Origin of the sequence: Frankia sp. CcI49, assembly GCF_001983215.1 — a bacterium.
Taxonomy (GTDB): Bacteria; Actinomycetota; Actinomycetes; order Frankiales; family Frankiaceae; genus Parafrankia; species Parafrankia irregularis.
In genome coordinates this window covers 99,720-118,447 of record NZ_MOWP01000014.1, presented here as the reverse complement: position 1 = coordinate 118,447, position 18,728 = coordinate 99,720, and the positions used below count along the sequence as shown (strand labels likewise).

Genomic DNA, 18,728 nt, shown 5'->3' with positions numbered 1-18,728 from the left:
CACAACTATCGTCAGATAGTTGTTGATCTGGAGGATCGAGCGCCGTGTTCGCCAACTACCTGATCGGCCTGCGTGAGGGCCTTGAGGCCGCGCTGGTCGTGAGCATCCTGATCGCCTACCTGGTCAAGGTCGGCCGGCAGGACCGGCTGGTGCTCGTCGGCGGCGGTGTCGCGCTGGCGGTCGCCGTCAGCGTCGGCTTCGGGGCGCTGCTGACCTACACGTCGACGACCCTGCTGGCCGACTTCAGAAGCCAGGAGATCTTCGGCGGAACGATGTCGGCGATCGCGGTCCTGTTCGTCACCTGGATGGTGTTCTGGATGCGCCGCACCGCCCGCGGCATGCGGGCTGAGCTGGACGGACGGCTCGCCTCGGCGCTGGAGCTCGGCGCGTTCGCCGTCGCCCTCACCGCCTTCCTCGCCGTGGCCCGGGAGGGGCTGGAGACGGCGTTGTTCTTCTGGTCGGCGGTGCAGGCCGCGGGGAGCACCACCACACCCGTGATCGGGTTCTCCCTGGGCATCGTCACCGCGGTCGTCCTGGCCTGGCTGCTGTACCGGCGGTCGGTCCGCCTGAACCTGGCCCGGTTCTTCACCTGGACCGGCGCCGGCCTGATCGTGATCGCCGCCGGCGTGCTGGCCTACGCGGTCCACGACCTGCAGGAAGGCGGCGTCATCGGCGGCCTCGGCACCCTCGCCTTCGACGTCAGCGACCAGATCTCGCCCGGCTCGTGGTACGGGGCGCTGCTCAAGGGCGTCTTCAACTTCACTCCGCAGACCACCGTCGCCCAGGCGATCGCCTGGACCGCCTACCTCGTCCCCGTCATGGCCGTCTTCTTCCTCGGCCACCGGCTCCGCTCCGGCCAGCCGAGCCAGCCGAGCCAGCCGAGCCAGCCGGGACCGGCGGGCGCGGCGGGCCAGGTACCGCCCATCCCGTCGGAATCGACCAGCTGACGGCGCCGTCGGCGGCCGCCGACGCGGTCCGCCTCCGACCGATCCTTCGCACCGCCCAGAACCCCTGAGGAGAACCAGTGAAATCGCCTGTCAGTCGTGTCCTGCGCGTGGCCTGTCCCGTCGTCCTGGTCGCGACACTGGCCGCGGCCTGCTCCTCGGACGAGACGGCCAGCTCCGGCTCGTCCGGGGCGGCCGGCGCCGGCGGGGGACCGGTGGCGGTCAAGGCGGGCGACAAGAAATGCGAGGTGGCCAGCGTGGAACTGGCCGCGGGCCGGCACACCTTCGCGGTGACCAACACCGCGTCGCAGGTCACCGAGGTGTACGTCTACGCGGCCGGCGACCGGATCATGGGCGAGGTGGAGAACGTCGGCCCGTCGACGAAGCGCAGTCTGATCGTCGACCTGCCAGCCGGCGAGTACCAGGTGGCCTGCAAGCCCGGGATGGTCGGCGACGGCATCCGCACCGCGCTCAAGGTCACCGGCAAGGCCGCGCCGCCGCAGACGCTCGACCAGAACCTGCAGACCGCGGTCACCTCTTACCAGACCTACGTCGAGTCCGAGACCCAGGCGCTGGTCGACACCACCGCGACCTTCGTCGCGGCGATCGGCTCGGGTGACCTGGCCAAGGCGAAGGAGGCCTACCCGGCCGTACGCCTGCACTACGAGCGGATCGAGCCGATCGCGGAGTCCTTCGGTGACCTCGACCCGCTCATCGACATGCGGATCGACGACGCCACCGGAGAGACGCCGTTCGTCGGGTTCCACGCGATCGAGCAGAAGCTCTTCGAGCAGAAGACCCTGGACGGGACACAGCCGCTCGCGACCGCGCTGACCACGAACGTCGGCAAGCTCAACGAGCTGGTCAAGACGGTGGAGCTCACCCCCCTGGTGATGGCCAACGGGGCGAAGTCGCTGCTGGACGAGGTCGCCGCGTCCAAGGTCACCGGCGAGGAGGAGCGGTACTCCCGCATCGACCTCGTCGACTTCGCCGGCAACGTCGACGGCGCCAAGTACGTCTACAGCGCGCTGCGCCCGGCCCTGCAGGAGAAGGACCCCGAACTGGTGTCCACCCTCGACAAGCGCTTCCCGGCGCTGGTGAGCCTGCTCGACACCCACCTGGCCAAGCCGGGAGACAACGGCTACATCCCCGGCAGCCCTTACGTCTCCTACGACACCCTCACCCCGGAGCAGGTGAAGGCCCTCGCCGTCGAGGTCGACGCGATCTCCGAGCCGATCGGGCAGATCGCGGGAGTCGTGACCAGCAAGTGAGCACCGCACCCGACCCCGGCGGCCCGCACGGCCGCGAAAGTCAGCCAGCACCGGACTCGGCGCCGACTCCGGCGTCAGCGGCCCCGGCCCCAGCCCCAGTGCCGGCCCCGGCCCCAGCTCCGGCTCCGGCCCCAGCTCCGGCTCCGGACCCGGCTCCCGCGTCGCGCGGCTTCAGCCGTCGCCGCATCGTCGGGCTCCTCGGCGGCGCCGCGGTCGTCAGCGCGGGTGTCGGCGCAGGTGGCACCGCCGCCGCCTTCGCCGTCTCCACCGGGGACGACGGGTCACCGGAGTCGGGCCAGACGGTGCCGTTCTTCGGCCCGAACCAGGCCGGCATCGTCACCCCGGTTCAGGACCGGCTGCACTTCGCCGCCTTCGACCTCGGCGCGACCGCCACCCGCGAGGACCTGATCGCGCTGCTCACCGCCTGGACGAACGCGGCCACCCACCTGACCGTCGGGACGGATGTCGGCACCGGCGCGGTGACCGGCGAGCCAGGCGCACCGCCGGACGACACCGGTGAGGCACTGGGGCTGTCGCCCGCCCGGCTGACCCTCACGTTCGGCTTCGGCACCAGCCTGTTCACCGACGCCAAGGGCAAGGACCGCTTCGGGCTCGCCGCCTCACGCCCGCCGCAGCTCGCCGACCTGCCCGCCTTTCCGGGCGACGCGCTCGACCCGGCCCTCAGCGGTGGCGACCTGTGCGTGCAGGCCTGCGCCGACGACCCCCAGGTCGCCGTGCACGCCATCCGCAACCTGGCCCGGCTCGCCCGCGGCACCGCCTCGGTGCGCTACTCCCAGCTGGGGTTCGGCCGCACCAGCTCCACCTCGAACGCCCAGGTCACCCCGCGCAACATGATGGGTTTCAAGGACGGCACGGCCAACATCAGGGCCGAGGACACGGCCATCATGAACACCCAGGTCTGGGTTCAGCCCGGCGACGGGCCGGCCTGGATGACCGGCGGCAGCTATCTCGTCAGCCGCCGCATCCGCATGCTCATCGAGCCCTGGGACAGCACGCCGCTCACCGAACAGGAGCGGGTCATCGGCCGGGCCAAGGGAAGCGGCGCGCCGCCCGGAAAGAGCGACGAGTTCGACCCACTGGATTTCGGGGCCAAAGGTGCCGACGGTGAGCCGCTCGTCGATCCCAACGCCCACGTCCGACTCGCCCACTCCTCCCATAACGGCGGCGCCGTGATCCTGCGCCGCGGGTACTCGTTCACGAACGGCACCGACGACCTGGGCCGGCTCGATGCCGGGCTGTTCTTCATCGCCTACCAGCGCGACCCGCGCAAGCAGTTCGTGACCATCCAGAAATCGCTGGCCGGCAAGGCCAACGATGCCCTCAACGAATACATCCAGCATGTCGGCAGCGGACTGTTCGCCTGCCCGCCGGGCGTCCAGCCCGGAGAGTACCTGGGCCAGAAGCTTTTCGAACAGGCCCCCTGACGGCTTGTCCGGAAGCAGCTGCAACCGAGGCGGCGGGGGGAGGTGCGGGCGGGGCGCCTCGAAGCGTGAGGGATTTCGGTCGTTCTGGCGGCCAAAATCCTTTGTTCCTGCTTGGGGGCGGCCGCGTTCGCCCGGCTACCGATCCTGGTCGGCGCGATTCCGCGACAATGAGACGGGTCGGGTTGCCTCGGTCATGCGCGGTGGGGGAGAAATCGTGGTTGGCCGGTACGAGTGACGTCGTGGAGCTCCTGGTGGATTCCCTCCCGGCCTGCGCCCGGCAAAGTGACAGAGGTGTCTGAAACCCGAATCGTCCCGATCTGTTGAACGAATCGCGGGCGGCCCGCAGGCGGAAATCGCGGGCTCGCGGTGGCCGCGGACGGCCCCCGGCCGCGGCATAGCCGGCCCGGCACGACGTCCGGGTGTCTGCCGAGACCCCGACGAACCCCGTGACCAGCGGCTCGAGGGGCCGCTGGCGGTGCTCTCGGCGTGCTGGACGGGGGAATCCCCACCCCGCGGGGCCCGGCGAGGTGCGCGGAGACGACTCCTGAAGGGCTCTTCGTTTCTCTTCCGATCGCCGTCCCTCGGACGCTTGTGAAAATGGCGGAGAAGTGGATGTCAAGAGATGTGGAGAAAGGGAAACGCGGAGCCCTCTAGTCGCGGGGATGGAACAGGCCTGCCAGCGTCGAAAGCTGACCAGTGCTGTCAGAAACCAGAAGATCGGCCAGGTGAACAGGTCGCGGCCCGCGGCGCGGGAAAGCCAGCGACCCAGAGCAGCCCGGAGTCGCCTGGAACAGTCCGCAACCGATGTGTTGAGGATTGTGGTCGTTCCGACGACCACAATCCTCAGGTCCTGCTCGGCAGCAGTAGCAGTAGCAGTAGCAGCGGCGGCGGCAGCAGCGGCCAGCGACAGCGACAGCCGTGGGGGGAGTGGCAGCGGTGGGGGAGCGTCAGCCGGGGGTGATCGAGTAGCGCGGCATCGGGCCGGCGGGCTCGGTCAGCAGCCGGCCGATCTCATCGAGCGGCACGGGTGCGGCGACAAGGTCCGACCACGGAAGCTTCTCGTGGGTCTCGCCCAGGAAACGGAGCGCCGCCCCCAGGTGCCGGGGCTCGTAGTTGTGCACGCCGAGGATGGACAGCTGACGGCGTACCACCGCCTCCGGGTCCAGTGCGACGGCGGCGTCGGGCGCGACGGAACCGGCGAGGACGGCGGCCCCCTGGACGTCCAGGGCGGCCAGCCCGTCCTGCAGCGCCGCGGACGAGCCGGAGAACTCCAGCAGCATGTCGCAGGTCCCCGCCTCGAGCACGGTCGGCCGCGCATCGGTGGCGCCGAGCAGCCGCGCCAGCTCACGCCGCGCCGGGTGGTGGTCGATCGAGGTCACCGTGGACGCCCCGGCCCAGGCGGCCGCCGCGGCGGCGGCGAGCCCGAGCATGCCGGCACCCACGACGACGACCCGCCGGCCGGTCAGCGCGCCCGCGCGCTCGATGACGGCCATCACCGTCGCCGTCGCGCAGGCGGCGGGTGCCGCGACGGTGTCCGGCAGCTCGTCGTCGACGACGGCGATCGGCAGCCCGTGCGGGAGCAGCACATGTTCCGCGTATCCGCCGGACAGGCTCCAGCTGGAGCCCAACGCCTCGTGGCCGGCCTTGCGCACGGTGCGGCACTTCGCCGAGAATCCCGCGGCACAGCGGTCGCACGAGCCGCAGGGCAGCGTCACCGACCAGATGACCCGCTGGCCGAGCCGCAGGGGCTGCCCGTCCACCGCCGAGGCTTCGCCCGGGCCGAGCGCGACGATCTCGCCGACGGTCTCGTGGCCGAGAATCGAGGGGCAGGGCTGGCGGCGCCGGCCGCTGACGGTGTGCCGGTCGCTGCCGCACACGGTGGCCAGCCGAACCCGCACGAGCGCGTCTCCCGGCCCGAGCACGGGAACCGCGACGGGCTCGACGGCGACCGCGTCGCCCCCACGCCAGACAGCGGCACGCGTGTCGGACGGCTGGGCGGTCGCGGTGTGTCGGTCGATCGCGGCGCGTTCGTCCGCGGTGCGTTCGTCCGCGGCGCGTTTGAGGGTCACGGCGCGCCGACCAGCCGGCCGCGCACGCCGAGCAGCGCCGGCAGGTCGGCGACCGACGCCAGCAGGTGGGTGTGCCGGTAGGCGCCGAGCTCGTCGACGCCGCAGGCGCCGGTCAGCACGCCCACGACGAAGCCGGCACCGGAGTTGACGCCGGCTTCGAGGTCGCGCGGGGTGTCGCCGGCGACGAGCACGCGGGCGATGTCGGTGACACCCGCCCGCTCCATCGCCCGGAAGATCATGTATGGCGCCGGGCGGCCCGCCGCCACCTCGCTGCCGCACACGACGGCGTCGGCGATGGCGTCGCCGTCCCAGCCGAGGGCGGGCAGCAGCGCGTCCACGATGTCGCGGTCGAAGCCGGTGGTGAGCGCGACCCGGATGCCGGCGGCGCGTAGCTCGGCGAGCGCCTCGGGCACGCCGGGCAGCGGCCGCGGCGGGCGCTGGGCGTACGCGGCGGTGAGCCGGGCCCGGAAGTCGGCGACGACCGCGGCCAGCACCTCGTCGCTGGGGGGCGTGCCGCCGCTCGCGGTGAGCATGGTGCGCAGGGCCTCGCTCTTGGTGGAGCCGTGCCACCGGTCGATGTCGACCGCGCTCGGCGCGACCCCGTTCGCGAGCGCTGTCTCCCCGAGGACGCGGTAGACCTCCTGCCCGTCGTCGATCGTGGTACCGGCCATGTCGAGGACGACCAGGTCGATCGACGGAGCGATCGACGGAGCGATCGAGGGGGCGGTCGAGGGTGCTGTCATGTGAGGGTGCCCTCCAGGCTCAGCGGGTCGGAGTCGCGGCCGCGTTGCGGACGAGCGCGCAGCGCGCGTCGAAGGTGTTCTCGAGGGTGAAGCTGACCACCGCTGGCAGGTACCGGTCGTCGTGGTATTCGAGGACCTCGCCGTCGGGGTCGCGGGCGGTGCGCTGCTGGCGGAGCAGCGGGGCCCCTGCGACCACGCCCAGGTGCAGCGCGTCGACGGGGTCGGCGGCGACCGCGTCGATGACGTGTGAGGCGGTGGCGAACCGGACCCCGCGCGAGATCAGGTGCGCCCACATCGACCCCGAGCTGGTGTCGAAGTCGAACAGGTGCCGGCCGACGTGCTCGACGAACGTGCCGCGTTCGAGCATCGCGCGCTCACCGTCCAGGTAGCGCAGCCGCAGCACCTGCACGACCGGTACTCCCGGCGGGACGTTCAGCACCGTGCAGGCGTGTTCGTCGGCCGGGCGCAGTGCCAGTTCGAGTGTGTGCTGTCCGGGCTGGCGCCCGATCGAGTGCGCCCAGGCCGAGTACGACAGCAGCGTGTTGAACGACTGCCCCAGCGACGAGCTGCACACCACCGGCGGCTTGCCGGGCCCGCCGGTGATGACCCCTTCGGCACGCAGAGCGGCGAGCGCCTGGCGTACCGGCCCGAGCGAGGTCTTCCACTGGGCGCGCAGCTGGGACGCCGATGGCAGCGCGGTGCCGACCGGCAGCGCACCCGAGCGGATCTTCTCTCGGATGTCCTCGGCGATCATGGTGTGCAAGGCGGCGGCCACGAACCTGACTATATAGGTTGGCGAGCCGCTTGCCGCCGGTGTTGGAAGGCAAAAAGCTGTGCAAATGAACGAGAGGCGAACTCTCGACGACGTCACTTCCGGCCTGTTGACCAGGCTGTGGAGCGTGGCCGACCCTGCCTCTCATGACAGGTTTGGACGGCGTTCGAGCGGACGTCGTGGTGGTCGGCGCCGGCATCGTCGGGCTGGCTCACGCCTTCGACGCCCACACCCGTGGGCAGTCGGTCGTCGTCGTCGAGCGTGACGACCGGGCCGTCGGAGCCTCCGTGCGCAACTTCGGGCACGGCTGCGTCACCGCACAGTCCGGTCCGGCGCTCGACTACGCGCTGCGGGCCCGGGCCCGCTGGACCCAGCTGGGCAAGGACGCCGGGTTCACGGTGCGCGAGGCGGGCACGCTCGTCCTCGCGCGCCATGCCGACGAGCTGGCCGTGCTCGACGAGTTCGCCCAGATCCGCGGTGACGACGTGGTGCTGCTCGACGCCGCCGAGACCAGCCGGCGGGCCCCGTTCGCCGGGCCGGCGCTCGGCGGCGCCTGGTTCCCGCTCGACCTGTGCATCGACGCGCGCGCGGCGGCCGGCGCGATCGCGGCCTGGCTGGCCGCCCACGGCGTCCGCTTCCACTGGAACACGGCGGTCGGCGGCATCGAGACCGGCGCCGTGCACACCTCCCGGGGGACGATCGGCGCTGGCCGGACGGTGGTCTGCGTCGGTCACAACGTCGACCGCCTGTTCCCCGACCTGGCGGCCGACCACGGTGTCCGCCGCTGCGCCCTGCGCATGCTGCGGGTGCGTGACCCGCACGAGCTGCCCATCGACCCGGCCATCCTCACCGGGCATTCACTGCTGCGCTACAGCGGTTTCGACGAGTGCCCGAGCCTGCCGGCGCTGCGCGACCGGATCGCCCGGGAGGCGCCGCGCGCGGTGGAGGCCGGCCTGAACCTGATGTTCACGCAGCGCCCCGACGGCAGCCTCACCATCGGCGACACCCACGACTACGCCCTGACCCCAGCGCCCTTCACCGACGAGCGACGCGACGAGCTGGTGCTCGCCGAGACGGCCAGGCTGCTCGGGGTCGCGCGGCTGGACGTCCTCGAACGCTGGCGTGGCGTCTACGCCTCGGCGCCGCAGCCATTCCTCATCGCCGCCCCGACGGCCGGCGTGCGCGTCGTCTCCGTCACGTCGGGGATCGGGATGACCACCGCGCTCGGCCTGGCCCCGACGGTCCTCGACGACCTGCTCTGACTCACGGCCTGCTCTGACTCACGACCTGCTCTGACCCACGGCCTGGTCAGTGGCCTGCCCTGTTTCCGGCCTGTTCTGGTGCACGGCGGTCCCGACTCACGGCTCGGCCTGATCCGCCGTCGTTTCCGCTCCGCTCTTCTCCGCGCCCTTCCGCTTCTTTCCGCTCTGCTCCGCGTATCTTCCCCACTCACAGGAAGTCATCGTCATGATTGTTCGTCGTGGTGCCGCACTCGTGGCAAGCGCCATGGTTCTCGTACTCGCCGCCGCCTGCGGCTCCGACGACTCCGGCTCGAAGACGGACACCGCCGCCGGGAAGGTCGAGTGCCCGAACGGCGGCACGGTCCAGATGGCCGTCGAGCCGTTCGAGGACCCGGCCAAGCTCACGCCCGCGTTCAAGCTCGTGGGCGAGGCCCTGAGCCGGGAGCTCGGCTGCAAGGTCGAGACCACCGTCGTCACGGAGTACTCGGCCGAGGTCGTGGCGATGCGCAACAAGAAGATCGACGTCGCGGTGTTCGGCCCGCTCGGTTTCGTCTTCGCGAGCAAGAACGCGAACGCCGAGGCCGTCGCGTCGTTCGGTGACTCCACCGGGAAGCTCAGCTCCTACAAGGCCGGCATCTGGGTGCCGAAGGACTCCCCGATCACGAAGGTCGAGGAGCTGAAGGGCAGGAACCTGGCGCTGTCCAGCGCCGGCTCCACCTCCGGCGACGCGTTCCCGCGCTACGCCATCCGCACCGCCGGTCTGCAGGAGTCCGACGTCAACCTGACCTACGCGGGCGGGCACCCGCAGGCGCTGCTCGCGCTGAAGAACGGCAAGGTGGACGCCGCCGAGATCAACACGCAGCAGCTGGCCACCGCCACCGAGGCGAAGGAGTTCGACCCGAGCGGCTTCCGGCAGATCTGGGCCTCCGACCCCATCCCGAACGACCCGATCACCGTTCGCGGCGACCTGAGCCCGGAGTTCAAGAAGGCCGTCGCCGACGCGCTGCTGCACCTGTCCCCGAAGGACGTCGGCAAGCTGGGCGCGCTGCTGGACGTCTCGCCGCCCGGGCCGCTCGTCGCCGTCACCAGGGACACCTACCAGCCCATCTTCTCGCTGGCGCAGACCCTCGGCCTGACCGAGAAGGACGCCTGACCGTGTCACAGCCGTCCGGGCGGCCCGCGCCGCCCGGACCCGGCGCCGGCACCCTCGTCGCCGCCGGTGATCCGGGTGAGCTCGGGGATTCCCGTGAGCTCGGTGAATCCGGCGCGATCGGGGAAGCCGAGGCGCCGGTGCTGCTCGAACTCGTCGACGTACGCAAGTCGTTCGGGGCGCAGGAGGTTCTCGCCGGCCTCGACCTGTGCGTGCGGGCCGGGGAGTTCGTCGCCGTCCTCGGCGCGAACGGCTCCGGGAAGTCGACCGCCCTGCGCTGCGTGGTGGGCCTGCTCGAAGCCGACGGCGGGACCATCCGACTCGCCGGTGTCCCGCTGGACGCGGCGGACCTGCGGCGGACCGCCCAGGCGCGCCGCCAGGCCGCCATGGTCTTCCAGCAGATCCACCTGGTGCGGCGCCTCAGCGTGATCGACAACGTCTGCTGCGGGGCACTGGGACGGCTGCCGCTGTGGCGTTCCCTGCTGCCGATCACCTTCCCGAGGTCGGTGCGGGTCGAGGCGATGCGGTGCCTGGATCGGGTCGGGCTCGCGGCGCGGGCGGGGGAGCCGGCCGGTCGGCTCTCCGGCGGCCAGCAGCAGCGGGTCGCGATCGCGCGGGCGCTGWGCCAGCGCGCGTCGGTCCTGCTCGCGGACGAGCCCGTGTCGGCCCTCGACCCGGCGGCCGCCGAGAACGTCATCGGGCTGCTGCGTGACCTCGCCGCCGAGGGCTACGCGGTCGTCGCCGTCCTGCACCAGCCCGATCTGGCCCTGCGGTACGCGCACCGGGTCGTCGGCCTGGCCGCGGGCCGGGTCGCGTTCGACGGCGCCCCGAACGACATCCACGCTGACGAGATCGAGCGGCTGTACGCCGCCGACCGCGCCCGGGCCGGGGAGGCTCCTTGACCGCGACCGTGGACGAGACCGCCCTCGACGGGCCGGCGCCGGAACCGCCGCGGCGCCGCCTGATCGGTGCCGGTGGGCTGGTGCTGCTCGGGCTGGTCGTGGCGGTGCACGCGCTGGCGTGGCGCGAGACCGACATCTCGCCCGGCGAGCTGATGGCGGGCTGGCGGGGGATGGGGGACTTCCTGTCCGGCGCGTTCCCGCCCGACTTCTCGTGGTCCGAGGTGGTGCGCCCCGGCCTCACCGCCGCGCTCGTGACCTTCTACATGGGGCTGCTGGGGACGACCTTGTCGGTCCCGCCCGCGTTCGTGCTCTCCCTGCTCGCGTCGCGGGCGACCACCCGCAACGTGTGGGTCTACCAGGTGTCCCGCACCCTGCTGTCGACGTTGCGGGCGATCCCGGACGTCGTGTTCGCGCTGATCTTCGTCGCGGCGGTCGGGCTCGGGCCGTTCCCCGGCGTGCTGGCCCTGGTCGTGCACAACACCGGGGTCATGGGCAAGCTCTGGGCCGAGGCGATGGAGGAGAGCGACCCGGGGCCGCGCGACGCGCTGCGGGTCGGTGGGGCGTCCAGCCTGCAGATCGCCACCAACGCGGTGCTGCCGACGGTGCTGCCGCAGATCGTCGGGCTGCTGTTCTACCGGCTGGACGTCAACGTCCGTTCCTCGCTGGTGCTGGGCCTGGTCGGCGCCGGCGGCATCGGCTTCCTGATCAACCAGTCCATCCAGTTGTTCCAGTTCGACGAGATGCTCACCCATATTCTGATCGTCCTGGTTCTCATCATCGTGGTCGACCAGGTGTCGGCGCAGGTCCGGAAGCGTTTCGCGGAGTGACCGGCGCGGTGACCCGGGTCGAGGTCAACGGCCGTGAATACCTCTTCGGCGCCGATCCGGTCGTGGTGATCTGCGTCGACGGCAGCGCCCCCGCCTACCACGAGCGAGCCGTCGAGGCCGGTCGGATGCCCTGGCTCGCGGGCCTGCTGGCCAGCACCGGGGCCGGGGCCGGGGCAGGCACCGGCACCTCGTGGCCGGCGCACGGCGCGATGCCGGCGCTGACCAACCCGAACAACCTCTCCATCGCCACCGGGCGCCCGCCCGCGGTGCACGGCATCAGCGGCAACACCTACTGGGACGACGCGAGCGGCACCGAGCTGCCGATGACGTCCCCGGACCTGCTGCGCGCCCCGACGCTGTTCGCCGCCGCCCACGCGGGCGGGCTCGGCGTCGCCGTCGTCACCGCGAAGGACAAGCTTCGCCGGCTGCTGGGAACCGGCCTGGACGCACCCGGACCGGCCAGGACCGGTGCGCCGCGGCCGGGCGCGGTCTGTTTCTCCGCCGAACAGGCCGGCGCGGCGCGGATCGAGACCAACGGCATCGCGGACGTGCCGGGGCTGATCGGCCGGGCGGTGCCCGAGGTGTACTCCGCCGAGCTGTCCGAGTTCGTCCTCGCGGCCGGCGTCGCGCTGCTGCGGGACCGCCGGCCGGACCTGACGTACCTGTCGCTCTCCGACTACGTCCAGCACAAGCATGCTCCCGGCACCGCCGCGGCGAACGACTTCTACGCGATGATCGACCGGTACGCGCGGGCGCTGGACGAGCTCGGCGCGACCATCGTCCTCACCGCCGACCACGGGATGAGCGCCAAGTCCGACGCGCACGGCCGGCCGCGGGTCGTCCACCTCTGCGACGAGATCGCGCGGCTGCTGGACGGGCGGGCCGATCTACGTGTCGTCCTGCCCATCACCGACCCGTATGTGGCCCACCATGGCGCCCTCGGCTCACTGGCGAACGTCCACGTGGTGGGCGGCGTCGAGTCCGCGGCGTCAGCCGGGACGGCCGCGGCGGTGGCCGAGGCGCTCGCGACCCTCGACGGCGTGCAGGCGACCTACCTGCGCGCCGACGCCGCCCGGGAGTTCGCGATGCCCGCGGACCGGCTCGGTGACGTGGTCGTGCTCGCCGACGCCGCGACCGTGCTGGGGAAACGGGCCGCCGCCCACGACCTGAGCGGTCTGGACGTCCCGCTGCGGTCGCATGGCGGGCTCGGCGAGCTCGCGGTGCCGTTCATCGTCAACCGGAAGCTGATCCGCCCGCCGGCGGCGCTGGGGCTGGGTGCCCCCGCCCGGCACGGGAACCCGGCCGCRGTCGTCCACAACTACGACGCCTTCTACGCCGCCACCACCCTGGCGTGGCTGTCCCGGACCGCCGCCGAGGCGGCGCCCCGACCCCGCCCGGCGCCCTGACCCCGCCCGGCGCGCAGCCCTCAGCCGGTGCCGCCCGGGTCGGGATGATCGCCGACGGCTCGGGACTGCTCAGGACGGCTCGGGCCGCCAGTGCGGGTCGCGGCCGATGAACCCGAGCAGGCGGGTCTGGGCGTCGGCGCCCGCGGGCACGGCGACCGCCGGCCCGTACTGCCCGGATGACCGCAGGACGTCCTCCATCTGCGCCATTCCGTCGACGAGCTGGGCGCAGAAGGCGAGGTCGAGCCGGTCGTCCTGCCCGGTGGCCCGGGCGAGATCCCAGGTGTGCATGAAGACGTCGGCGGTGTAGATCATGTCGGTCGCGGCGGTGACCGACAGTTCGCCCACGTGCGGATTGCGCAGGATGTGGGCAGCGGTGGCCGGATCGTCGAGGAGCCTCTGCACGCCGGCGGTATGCACCTGCCAGGCGCCTGCCGGGTCGTCGTCGACGGACGGGCCGTGGGGCAGCGCCGGTCCGCCGCTGGCTTCGAGGAAGCCGGCGAACCACTCGCACAGGTGCCGGACCACGTCGCGTGCGGCCCACCCGGCGACGGGTGTGGGGGCGTCCCAGTCTCGGGTGCCGAGCACCCGGTCGGTGAACGCGCCCGCGATCAGCCGATGGCGCTCGGCGGGTGAGAGCCCGGCGGGTGAAACGGAGAGCGTGGAGTTCTCGGTCATGGATGTCGTCCCTTCGCCCGGCTGGTTCCCGGTTCAGACGGTGCCCGAGGAGACCAGGGCGGCCAGCTTGGCGTAGCCCTCGTTGATGCCGGTCTCCATTCCGCTGCGCAGCCAGGCGTCGCGGCCGTCGAAACTGTCGACCAGCGACTGGGCGTGCAGCCGGGCCCGGCCGGCACCGAGATCCTCGAACCAGATCGTCTCCAGCGCCACGTGGTCCGGCTCGCCCTCGAAGCTGAAGGTCTGGACGATCCGGTTGGGGCGGACGTCGTGGAAACAGCCGCGGAAACGGAAGTCCAGGCCGTCGCGGCGTGCGACGTAGCGCCAGCTTCCGCCGTTGCTTGCCTCCCAGTGCTCGATGGTGGTGACCATCCCGTCCGGCCCGACCCAGCGGGCGAACAGGTCGGGGTCGGTGTGCGCGCGGAACAGCTGTTCCKGCGTGGCGACGAAATCCCGGGTGAGCCGGATCAGCGGCACGTTCGGGTCGGCCTCGATCCGGGTCGTCTCGATGGCGGCCGTGGCACTGCTGCTGCTGGTACTCATCAGTCTTTTACCTTTCTCAGGCCGACTTCTCGCCGGCGATGTGGGACGGGTCGGCCGCCGCGGGGTCGTTCAGGGCGGCGAGCACCGCGTCGAGGCGGCGGTAGCGCTGCTCGGCCTGGCGGCGGTAGCGCTCGATCCACCCCGTCATCAGGTCGAGCACCTGTGCCTCCAGGTGGACGGGGCTGCGGTGGCCGGGGCCGGTGCGGCTGACCAGGCCCGCCTGTTCAAGGACTTTCAGGTGTTTCGAGACCGCCTGGATGCTCATGTCGTAGGGCGCGGCGAGCTCGCCGACGGTGGCGTCGCCCGCCGTGAGCCGGGCGACGAGATCCCGCCGCGTCGGGTCGGTGAGGGCTGAGAAGAGCCGTGACAGCTGATCCACCATCACCCCATCTAAACTCAACCGGTTGGTTGAGGATGAAGGTAGAGCGGGTGGGCGGCTACGTCAACCATCTGGTTGACGGGAGTGTCCCGGCGAAGGTGCGAAGGGGGCCTCAGCCCCGCTGCGGCGGGGCCGTCGTGGTGAACCTCGTCCACAGGCGTACCGTGCCGTCCTCGCCGGCGCTGGCGAGGATGTCGCCCTGCGGGCCGAAGGCCACCGAGCGCACCCGGTCGGTGTGGCCGCGCAGTGGCTCGCCGAGGGGCTGGGGCGCGGCCGGATTGGTCGTGTGCCACAGGCGCACGACATTGTCGAAGGCCGCGGCGGCGAGAATCTCCGCGACGGGTGAGAAGGCCATCGCGTTCACCCCGGCGCGCCCGCGGCCCCGCATCGGCTGGCTGAGCGGCCGCGGATCGGCCGGATCGGCCACATCCCACAACGTCACCGTCGCCCTGCCGACCCTCGTGGCGCCGGCGCTCGCGCCGGCGAGGGTGTCGCGACGCCGGGAGAACGCCACCGCGTCCACCTGACCGAACTGGTTGCCGAGCCGGTCGTGGATGAGCTGGGGGTTGGTCGGCTCGGTGAGATCCCACAGCCGAATCCTCTGGTCGGCCCCGCCGCTGGCGAGGATGCGCCCGCTCCGGGAGAACGCCAACGAGCACACCGAGCCCTGGTGGCCCAGCAGTGGCTCGCCGACCGGTCGCGGGGCAGTGGGATCGGTGACGTCCCACAGCCGGATCGCGGTGTCCCTGCTGCCGCTGGCGAGGATGCGGCCGTTGGGCGAGAACGCCACCGAGCTGACCTGGCCGGCGTGTTCGAGCGGTCGCCGGCCGGAAAGGCGCAGTGCTGTCGGGCCGGTCGGTCTCCACAGCTGGACCGTCCGGTCCGCGCCGGCGCTGGCCAGGATGCTGCCGCTCGGGGAGAAGGCCAGCGACAGGACGGTGCCGTCGTGGCCCTGCAGCGGCCCGCCGAGGGGCCGGGGGCTGACGGGGGCGGTGAGATCCCACAGCTGGATGCGCTGATCGGCGCCCGCGCTGGCGAGGATCTTCCCGCGCGGGGAGAACGCCACCGCGTGCACCGGCTTCTCGTGGCCGCGCAGCGGGGCCCCCAGGGCTCGCGGGTCAGAGCCGCGAGATGTGTCCGAACGGTTCAGGCGTGGAGTCCTGATGACGTTGGGCCCGGTGGGGCGAAGGATCTCGATCAGTTCAGGCAGGTCCGTCAGATGCAGCGGGAGGCCCGTGCGCGCCTTGTCGGCCCAGCCGGGGCCGTAGGCGTCGGTGGCGGCGTGGGCCAGGGCCAGGGCAAGCTCGGCGGCGCTGGAGTAGCGGTCGCCGGGCCTTCTCGCCAGGGTGCGCAGGACGACCCGGGCGATCCGGTCGTCCACGGCGCCCATCGCCGGCGGCTGGTCCCCGGCCCCGGTTTCCGGTCGCGCGATGTTCCCTTTGGGGCCGAACGGGAGCTGGCCGGTCAGGAGCTGGTAGAGCACGACACCGAGGGCGTAGATGTCGGTCGCCGGGGTGAGCTTCCCCGCGGTGATCTGCTCGGGCGCCATGTAGGCCTGGGTGCCGACCACGTTGTCGGTGTGGACGGCCTGGCCCACATATGACTTCGCGAGCCCGAAGTCGCCGACCTTCAGCGTGTTGTCCTCGGCGAACATGATGTTCGCGGGCTTGATGTCGCGGTGCAGCAGTCTCTGGTGGGCGTGGTTCAGCCCGGCGGCGACCGCGAGCCCCACTGCGCACGACTGCTCGGGTGAGAGCCGCTCGCGCCGCCCGTTCAGGGTGGCACCCGGAAGATATTCCATCACGACCACCTGCAGGTGGTGCTGCCCGAAGATCTGGCTGAACGAGTCGTATACCTGCACCACATGTGGATGATTCAGCTCGGCCAGTCGCTGCGCCTCGTCGGTCGCGCCGAGAATTCCCTTGACGGCAACCCGGCGATTCAATTGTTTCTGGGTTGCCTCCAGCACCAGCCCGTACCCACCCGAGCCCAGTTCGGGGCCCAGGACGATCTCCGGTCGCCGCGCTTTTACCGCAGCTGGTATCGCCGACCTGAGCCACCCGCGGCGCTGCTCTAAATTGGCGAGCAGGTAGTGGTTAGACCAGTTCGCCTCGTGGTCGTTCGCCCCCGTCATAGTGCCGCCATCATAGTGGCTGGCCGGGGCCCTGCCCGGGGCTTGCTCCGAGGATGGCCAGAGCCTGTCCGAGGTGGCTCGCGGGCCCGCCGGCCGGTTGATGCCGTGGTCTTCCGGTCCGTGGCCCGGTGGATTTCTCAAAGCGAGGGCAACCGTGGGCGGAGGTGTAGCGGGTGCGTGGTTGTCGGCCTGGCGGCCAACCTTGGTTGCTATGAGGCAAAGGCTCTGCCTGCTGGTTCGGTTATAGGCCGGGCTCGCGCCCCGGCCTCGGCTGTGATTTGCCCGCGGTGTGCGGTACGTTCATTCCGAGAGTCGGTATGCGGGTGTCGGGTGCATCGGCCTGAGCTGCGTACACCTGAGCTGCATTGGTCTGAGCCGCCTGCACGGGAGCGATGGTTGGTCGCCCCGCGGCGGGCCCGCGGGGGAGGGGAGTGGTCGGGTGGCGCGGCAGGGCCGCCGGCCGGCGGGTGCCGGCACGCCTCCCGTCGGCCCCCGCGGCCGCGGGGAAATGCGGGCGGGGCTCTGAGGGGCACCTCAACATCGGGCTGGGCGAAACATCGGGCTGGGCGGGCCACCGGCCACCCACACCGACAGATGGCGTAAACGGGGAGCGTCATGTCGAACGACAGTTTTTCGCAGGACCGGGGGTCGGGGCTTTCCGGGGGTTCCTGGCCGGGCGGTCTGCCTGACGAGGACCCGTGGGCGGAGGGTGGCAAGCGCCGGTCGCGTCCGACCCGGGTGCTGCTGTGGCTCTCCGGCGCCAACACCGATATTCTGGATCGTTTTCCCTCCGACGTCCCGAAGTACGTGGGCATCGGCGCCGCCGTGCTCACCACGTCGACCATGGCCGGTATCTCCTGCGCCTTCGCGCTACGGATGGCGCTGGGCCTGAGCCCGTTCTTCTATCTGCTGCTCGGGGTGGCCTGGGGTTTCGCCATCATGAGCCTCGACCGGTGGCTGGTCGTCTCGATGCAGCGCCGGGACCACTGGTATCAGATTCTGCCGATCGCGATTCCCCGGCTCGCCCTCGCGATACTGATCGGCGTCGTGATCTCGACACCGCTCGTGCTGCGAATCTTCGAGGCGGAGATCACGACCGAGCTCTCGCTCATGCGCAGCGAGCGCGACAGCGAATTCCTGGCCACCACGCAGACCGACGAGCGCGGCACGCGGATCAAGGCGCTGGAAGCGGAACAGAAAACGCTGCAGGCCACGATCGACACCAGCACCGACACCGTGGACGTCAGCACGGACCCCGACGTCGCGCGCATACAGAAGCTGGTCGATGCCAAGCAGGAGCAGTACGACGCCGCCGAGCAGGCTGTCATCTGCGAGAACGAGGGGACCTGCGGTAGCGGCAAGGTCGGCCGTGGCCCGGCCTACGCGGAGAAGGTGGCGCTCCGGGATCGGTACCGGGATGAGCTCAGTGTGCTGAACGGCCAGCTCACCACCGCCCAGGCGACCGCGCGGTCGAAGGCCACCGACACCAGGGGCGCGGCGCAGAACACCGCGAAGGGCCGGCTGAAGACGGTCGAGACGGAGCTCACGGACCTCAGGACGGCGCGCACGGCGGCCATCGAGAACTTCCGCAAGGAGAACGGCAAGGAGAACGGCCTGCTGATCCGCATCGAGGCGCTGGACAACCTGACCGCGCACCGGCCGGCCCTGGGCCTCGCGCACCGGTTCCTGCTGGTGTTCATCACGGCGATCGAGTGCCTGCCGATCATCGTCAAGTTCATCATCTCCGTCGGCCCGGCGAACGACTACGAGCAGGCGGTCGCCCTCGACGGGAAGAGCCGGCTGCGGGCCGAGGAGGAGCGCATCCGGCACCGGCGGGCGGCGGCGATCATGGCGAACGCCGGGCTGCACCGACGGCGGGCCATCGGCGTGGAGATACAGACCGAGGCGGCTGAGCACGCCAGCGAGGCCGCCCTCAACCAGCTCAAACGCCGGATGACCCGGGATGCGAGGCGCAACCCGCAGGCCTACATGGATCCGACGGCGTTCTCGACCCGGCGCCCCGCTCCGGTGCGGCCGGTCCCGGCACCCCGGCGGTCGCGGCTCGACAACCTGCTGGCGCGGATCGGGCTGCAGCAGGTCTCCGGCGGGCAGCACCCCAGCGCGGACCAGTACCAGCCCTACCCGAGCAACGAGCCGATCCCGCCCTCAGGCCCGTTCTTCGACGGCGATTCCGGCAACGGCTACGGCCAGTGGCGGAACTGACCAGCCA

The 18,728-nt window shown here is 71.6% G+C and carries 16 protein-coding genes; 9 read left to right on the top strand and 7 right to left on the bottom strand.

Translation table 11 applies throughout. The annotated features are described in order from the left end of the window. The first annotated feature begins 44 nt into the window (after positions 1-44). From efeU to efeB, 3 genes are all read left to right on the top strand, one after another. The gene (gene efeU, locus CcI49_RS12415; RefSeq protein ID WP_076826642.1) at positions 45-947 is read left to right on the top strand and encodes an iron uptake transporter permease EfeU; all 903 of its coding nucleotides are present in this window, start codon (positions 45-47) and stop codon (positions 945-947) included. 77 nt (positions 948-1,024) lie between these two features. Continuing rightward, positions 1,025-2,215 carry an iron uptake system protein EfeO gene (efeO, locus tag CcI49_RS12410; protein ID WP_054564854.1) on the top strand — a complete coding sequence of 397 codons (1,191 nt, stop codon included), beginning with the start codon at positions 1,025-1,027 and terminating at the stop codon, positions 2,213-2,215. Between the two features lie 98 nt (positions 2,216-2,313). Further along, positions 2,314-3,660 carry an iron uptake transporter deferrochelatase/peroxidase subunit gene (gene efeB, locus CcI49_RS12405; protein WP_241840035.1) on the top strand — a complete coding sequence of 449 codons (1,347 nt, stop codon included), beginning with the start codon at positions 2,314-2,316 and terminating at the stop codon, positions 3,658-3,660. A 947-nt stretch (positions 3,661-4,607) separates the two neighbouring features. On the opposite strand, the gene CcI49_RS12400 is transcribed toward efeB, so the two are convergent. From CcI49_RS12400 to CcI49_RS12390, 3 genes are read right to left on the bottom strand one after another with little or no spacing between them, the layout of a single operon-like run. Continuing rightward, on the bottom strand, positions 4,608-5,678 hold the full coding sequence (locus CcI49_RS12400; protein WP_076826848.1) for an alcohol dehydrogenase catalytic domain-containing protein: 1,071 nt from the start codon (positions 5,676-5,678) through the stop codon (positions 4,608-4,610). Positions 5,679-5,725: 47 nt separating this feature from the next. After that, positions 5,726-6,472: a phosphonatase-like hydrolase gene (locus CcI49_RS12395; protein WP_076826638.1), complete on the bottom strand. Its 747-nt coding sequence runs from the start codon at positions 6,470-6,472 to the stop codon at positions 5,726-5,728. 19 nt (positions 6,473-6,491) lie between these two features. After that, positions 6,492-7,247 carry a GntR family transcriptional regulator gene (locus CcI49_RS12390; protein ID WP_054564852.1) on the bottom strand — a complete coding sequence of 252 codons (756 nt, stop codon included), beginning with the start codon at positions 7,245-7,247 and terminating at the stop codon, positions 6,492-6,494. A gap of 143 nt (positions 7,248-7,390) precedes the next feature. Between CcI49_RS12390 and CcI49_RS12385 the strand changes: the two genes are divergently transcribed. From CcI49_RS12385 to phnA, 5 genes are all read left to right on the top strand, one after another. Continuing rightward, complete coding sequence (locus tag CcI49_RS12385; RefSeq protein WP_054564851.1) at positions 7,391-8,506, top strand: TIGR03364 family FAD-dependent oxidoreductase; 1,116 nt, start codon at positions 7,391-7,393, stop codon at positions 8,504-8,506. A gap of 205 nt (positions 8,507-8,711) precedes the next feature. Continuing rightward, complete coding sequence (locus tag CcI49_RS12380) at positions 8,712-9,638, top strand: phosphate/phosphite/phosphonate ABC transporter substrate-binding protein (RefSeq protein WP_076826636.1); 927 nt, start codon at positions 8,712-8,714, stop codon at positions 9,636-9,638. A 140-nt stretch (positions 9,639-9,778) separates the two neighbouring features. Next, on the top strand, positions 9,779-10,537 hold the full coding sequence (locus CcI49_RS12375; protein ID WP_076826846.1) for an ATP-binding cassette domain-containing protein: 759 nt from the start codon (positions 9,779-9,781) through the stop codon (positions 10,535-10,537). A gap of 59 nt (positions 10,538-10,596) precedes the next feature. Beyond that, on the top strand, positions 10,597-11,364 hold the full coding sequence (phnE, locus tag CcI49_RS12370) for a phosphonate ABC transporter, permease protein PhnE (protein WP_347280117.1): 768 nt from the start codon (positions 10,597-10,599) through the stop codon (positions 11,362-11,364). After that, the gene (gene phnA / locus CcI49_RS12365) at positions 11,361-12,770 is read left to right on the top strand and encodes a phosphonoacetate hydrolase (protein ID WP_083749474.1); all 1,410 of its coding nucleotides are present in this window, start codon (positions 11,361-11,363) and stop codon (positions 12,768-12,770) included. The genes phnE and phnA overlap by 4 nt, the downstream gene beginning before the upstream one ends. 69 nt (positions 12,771-12,839) lie before the next feature. Here phnA and CcI49_RS12360 read toward each other — a convergent pair whose 3' ends face one another. The 4 genes from CcI49_RS12360 to CcI49_RS12345 all read right to left on the bottom strand — a co-directional run bounded on the left by CcI49_RS12360 (position 12,840) and on the right by CcI49_RS12345 (position 16,498). Further along, complete coding sequence (locus tag CcI49_RS12360) at positions 12,840-13,445, bottom strand: TIGR03086 family metal-binding protein (RefSeq protein WP_076826632.1); 606 nt, start codon at positions 13,443-13,445, stop codon at positions 12,840-12,842. 33 nt (positions 13,446-13,478) lie between these two features. Then, the gene (locus tag CcI49_RS12355; protein ID WP_076826629.1) at positions 13,479-13,985 is read right to left on the bottom strand and encodes an SRPBCC domain-containing protein; all 507 of its coding nucleotides are present in this window, start codon (positions 13,983-13,985) and stop codon (positions 13,479-13,481) included. 16 nt (positions 13,986-14,001) lie between these two features. Then, positions 14,002-14,367, bottom strand: coding sequence for a metalloregulator ArsR/SmtB family transcription factor (locus tag CcI49_RS12350; protein ID WP_054564846.1), 366 nt, complete (start codon positions 14,365-14,367; stop codon positions 14,002-14,004). A gap of 109 nt (positions 14,368-14,476) precedes the next feature. Then, entirely contained in the window at positions 14,477-16,498 is a 2,022-nt protein-coding gene (locus tag CcI49_RS12345; RefSeq protein ID WP_076826627.1) for a serine/threonine-protein kinase, read from the bottom strand. Between the two features lie 615 nt (positions 16,499-17,113). Here CcI49_RS12345 and CcI49_RS12340 point away from each other — a divergent pair. Beyond that, a complete protein-coding gene (locus CcI49_RS12340) occupies positions 17,114-18,721 on the top strand; it encodes a DUF4407 domain-containing protein (protein WP_076826625.1) in 1,608 nt (535 codons plus the stop codon). The last annotated feature ends 7 nt before the right edge of the window (positions 18,722-18,728 follow it).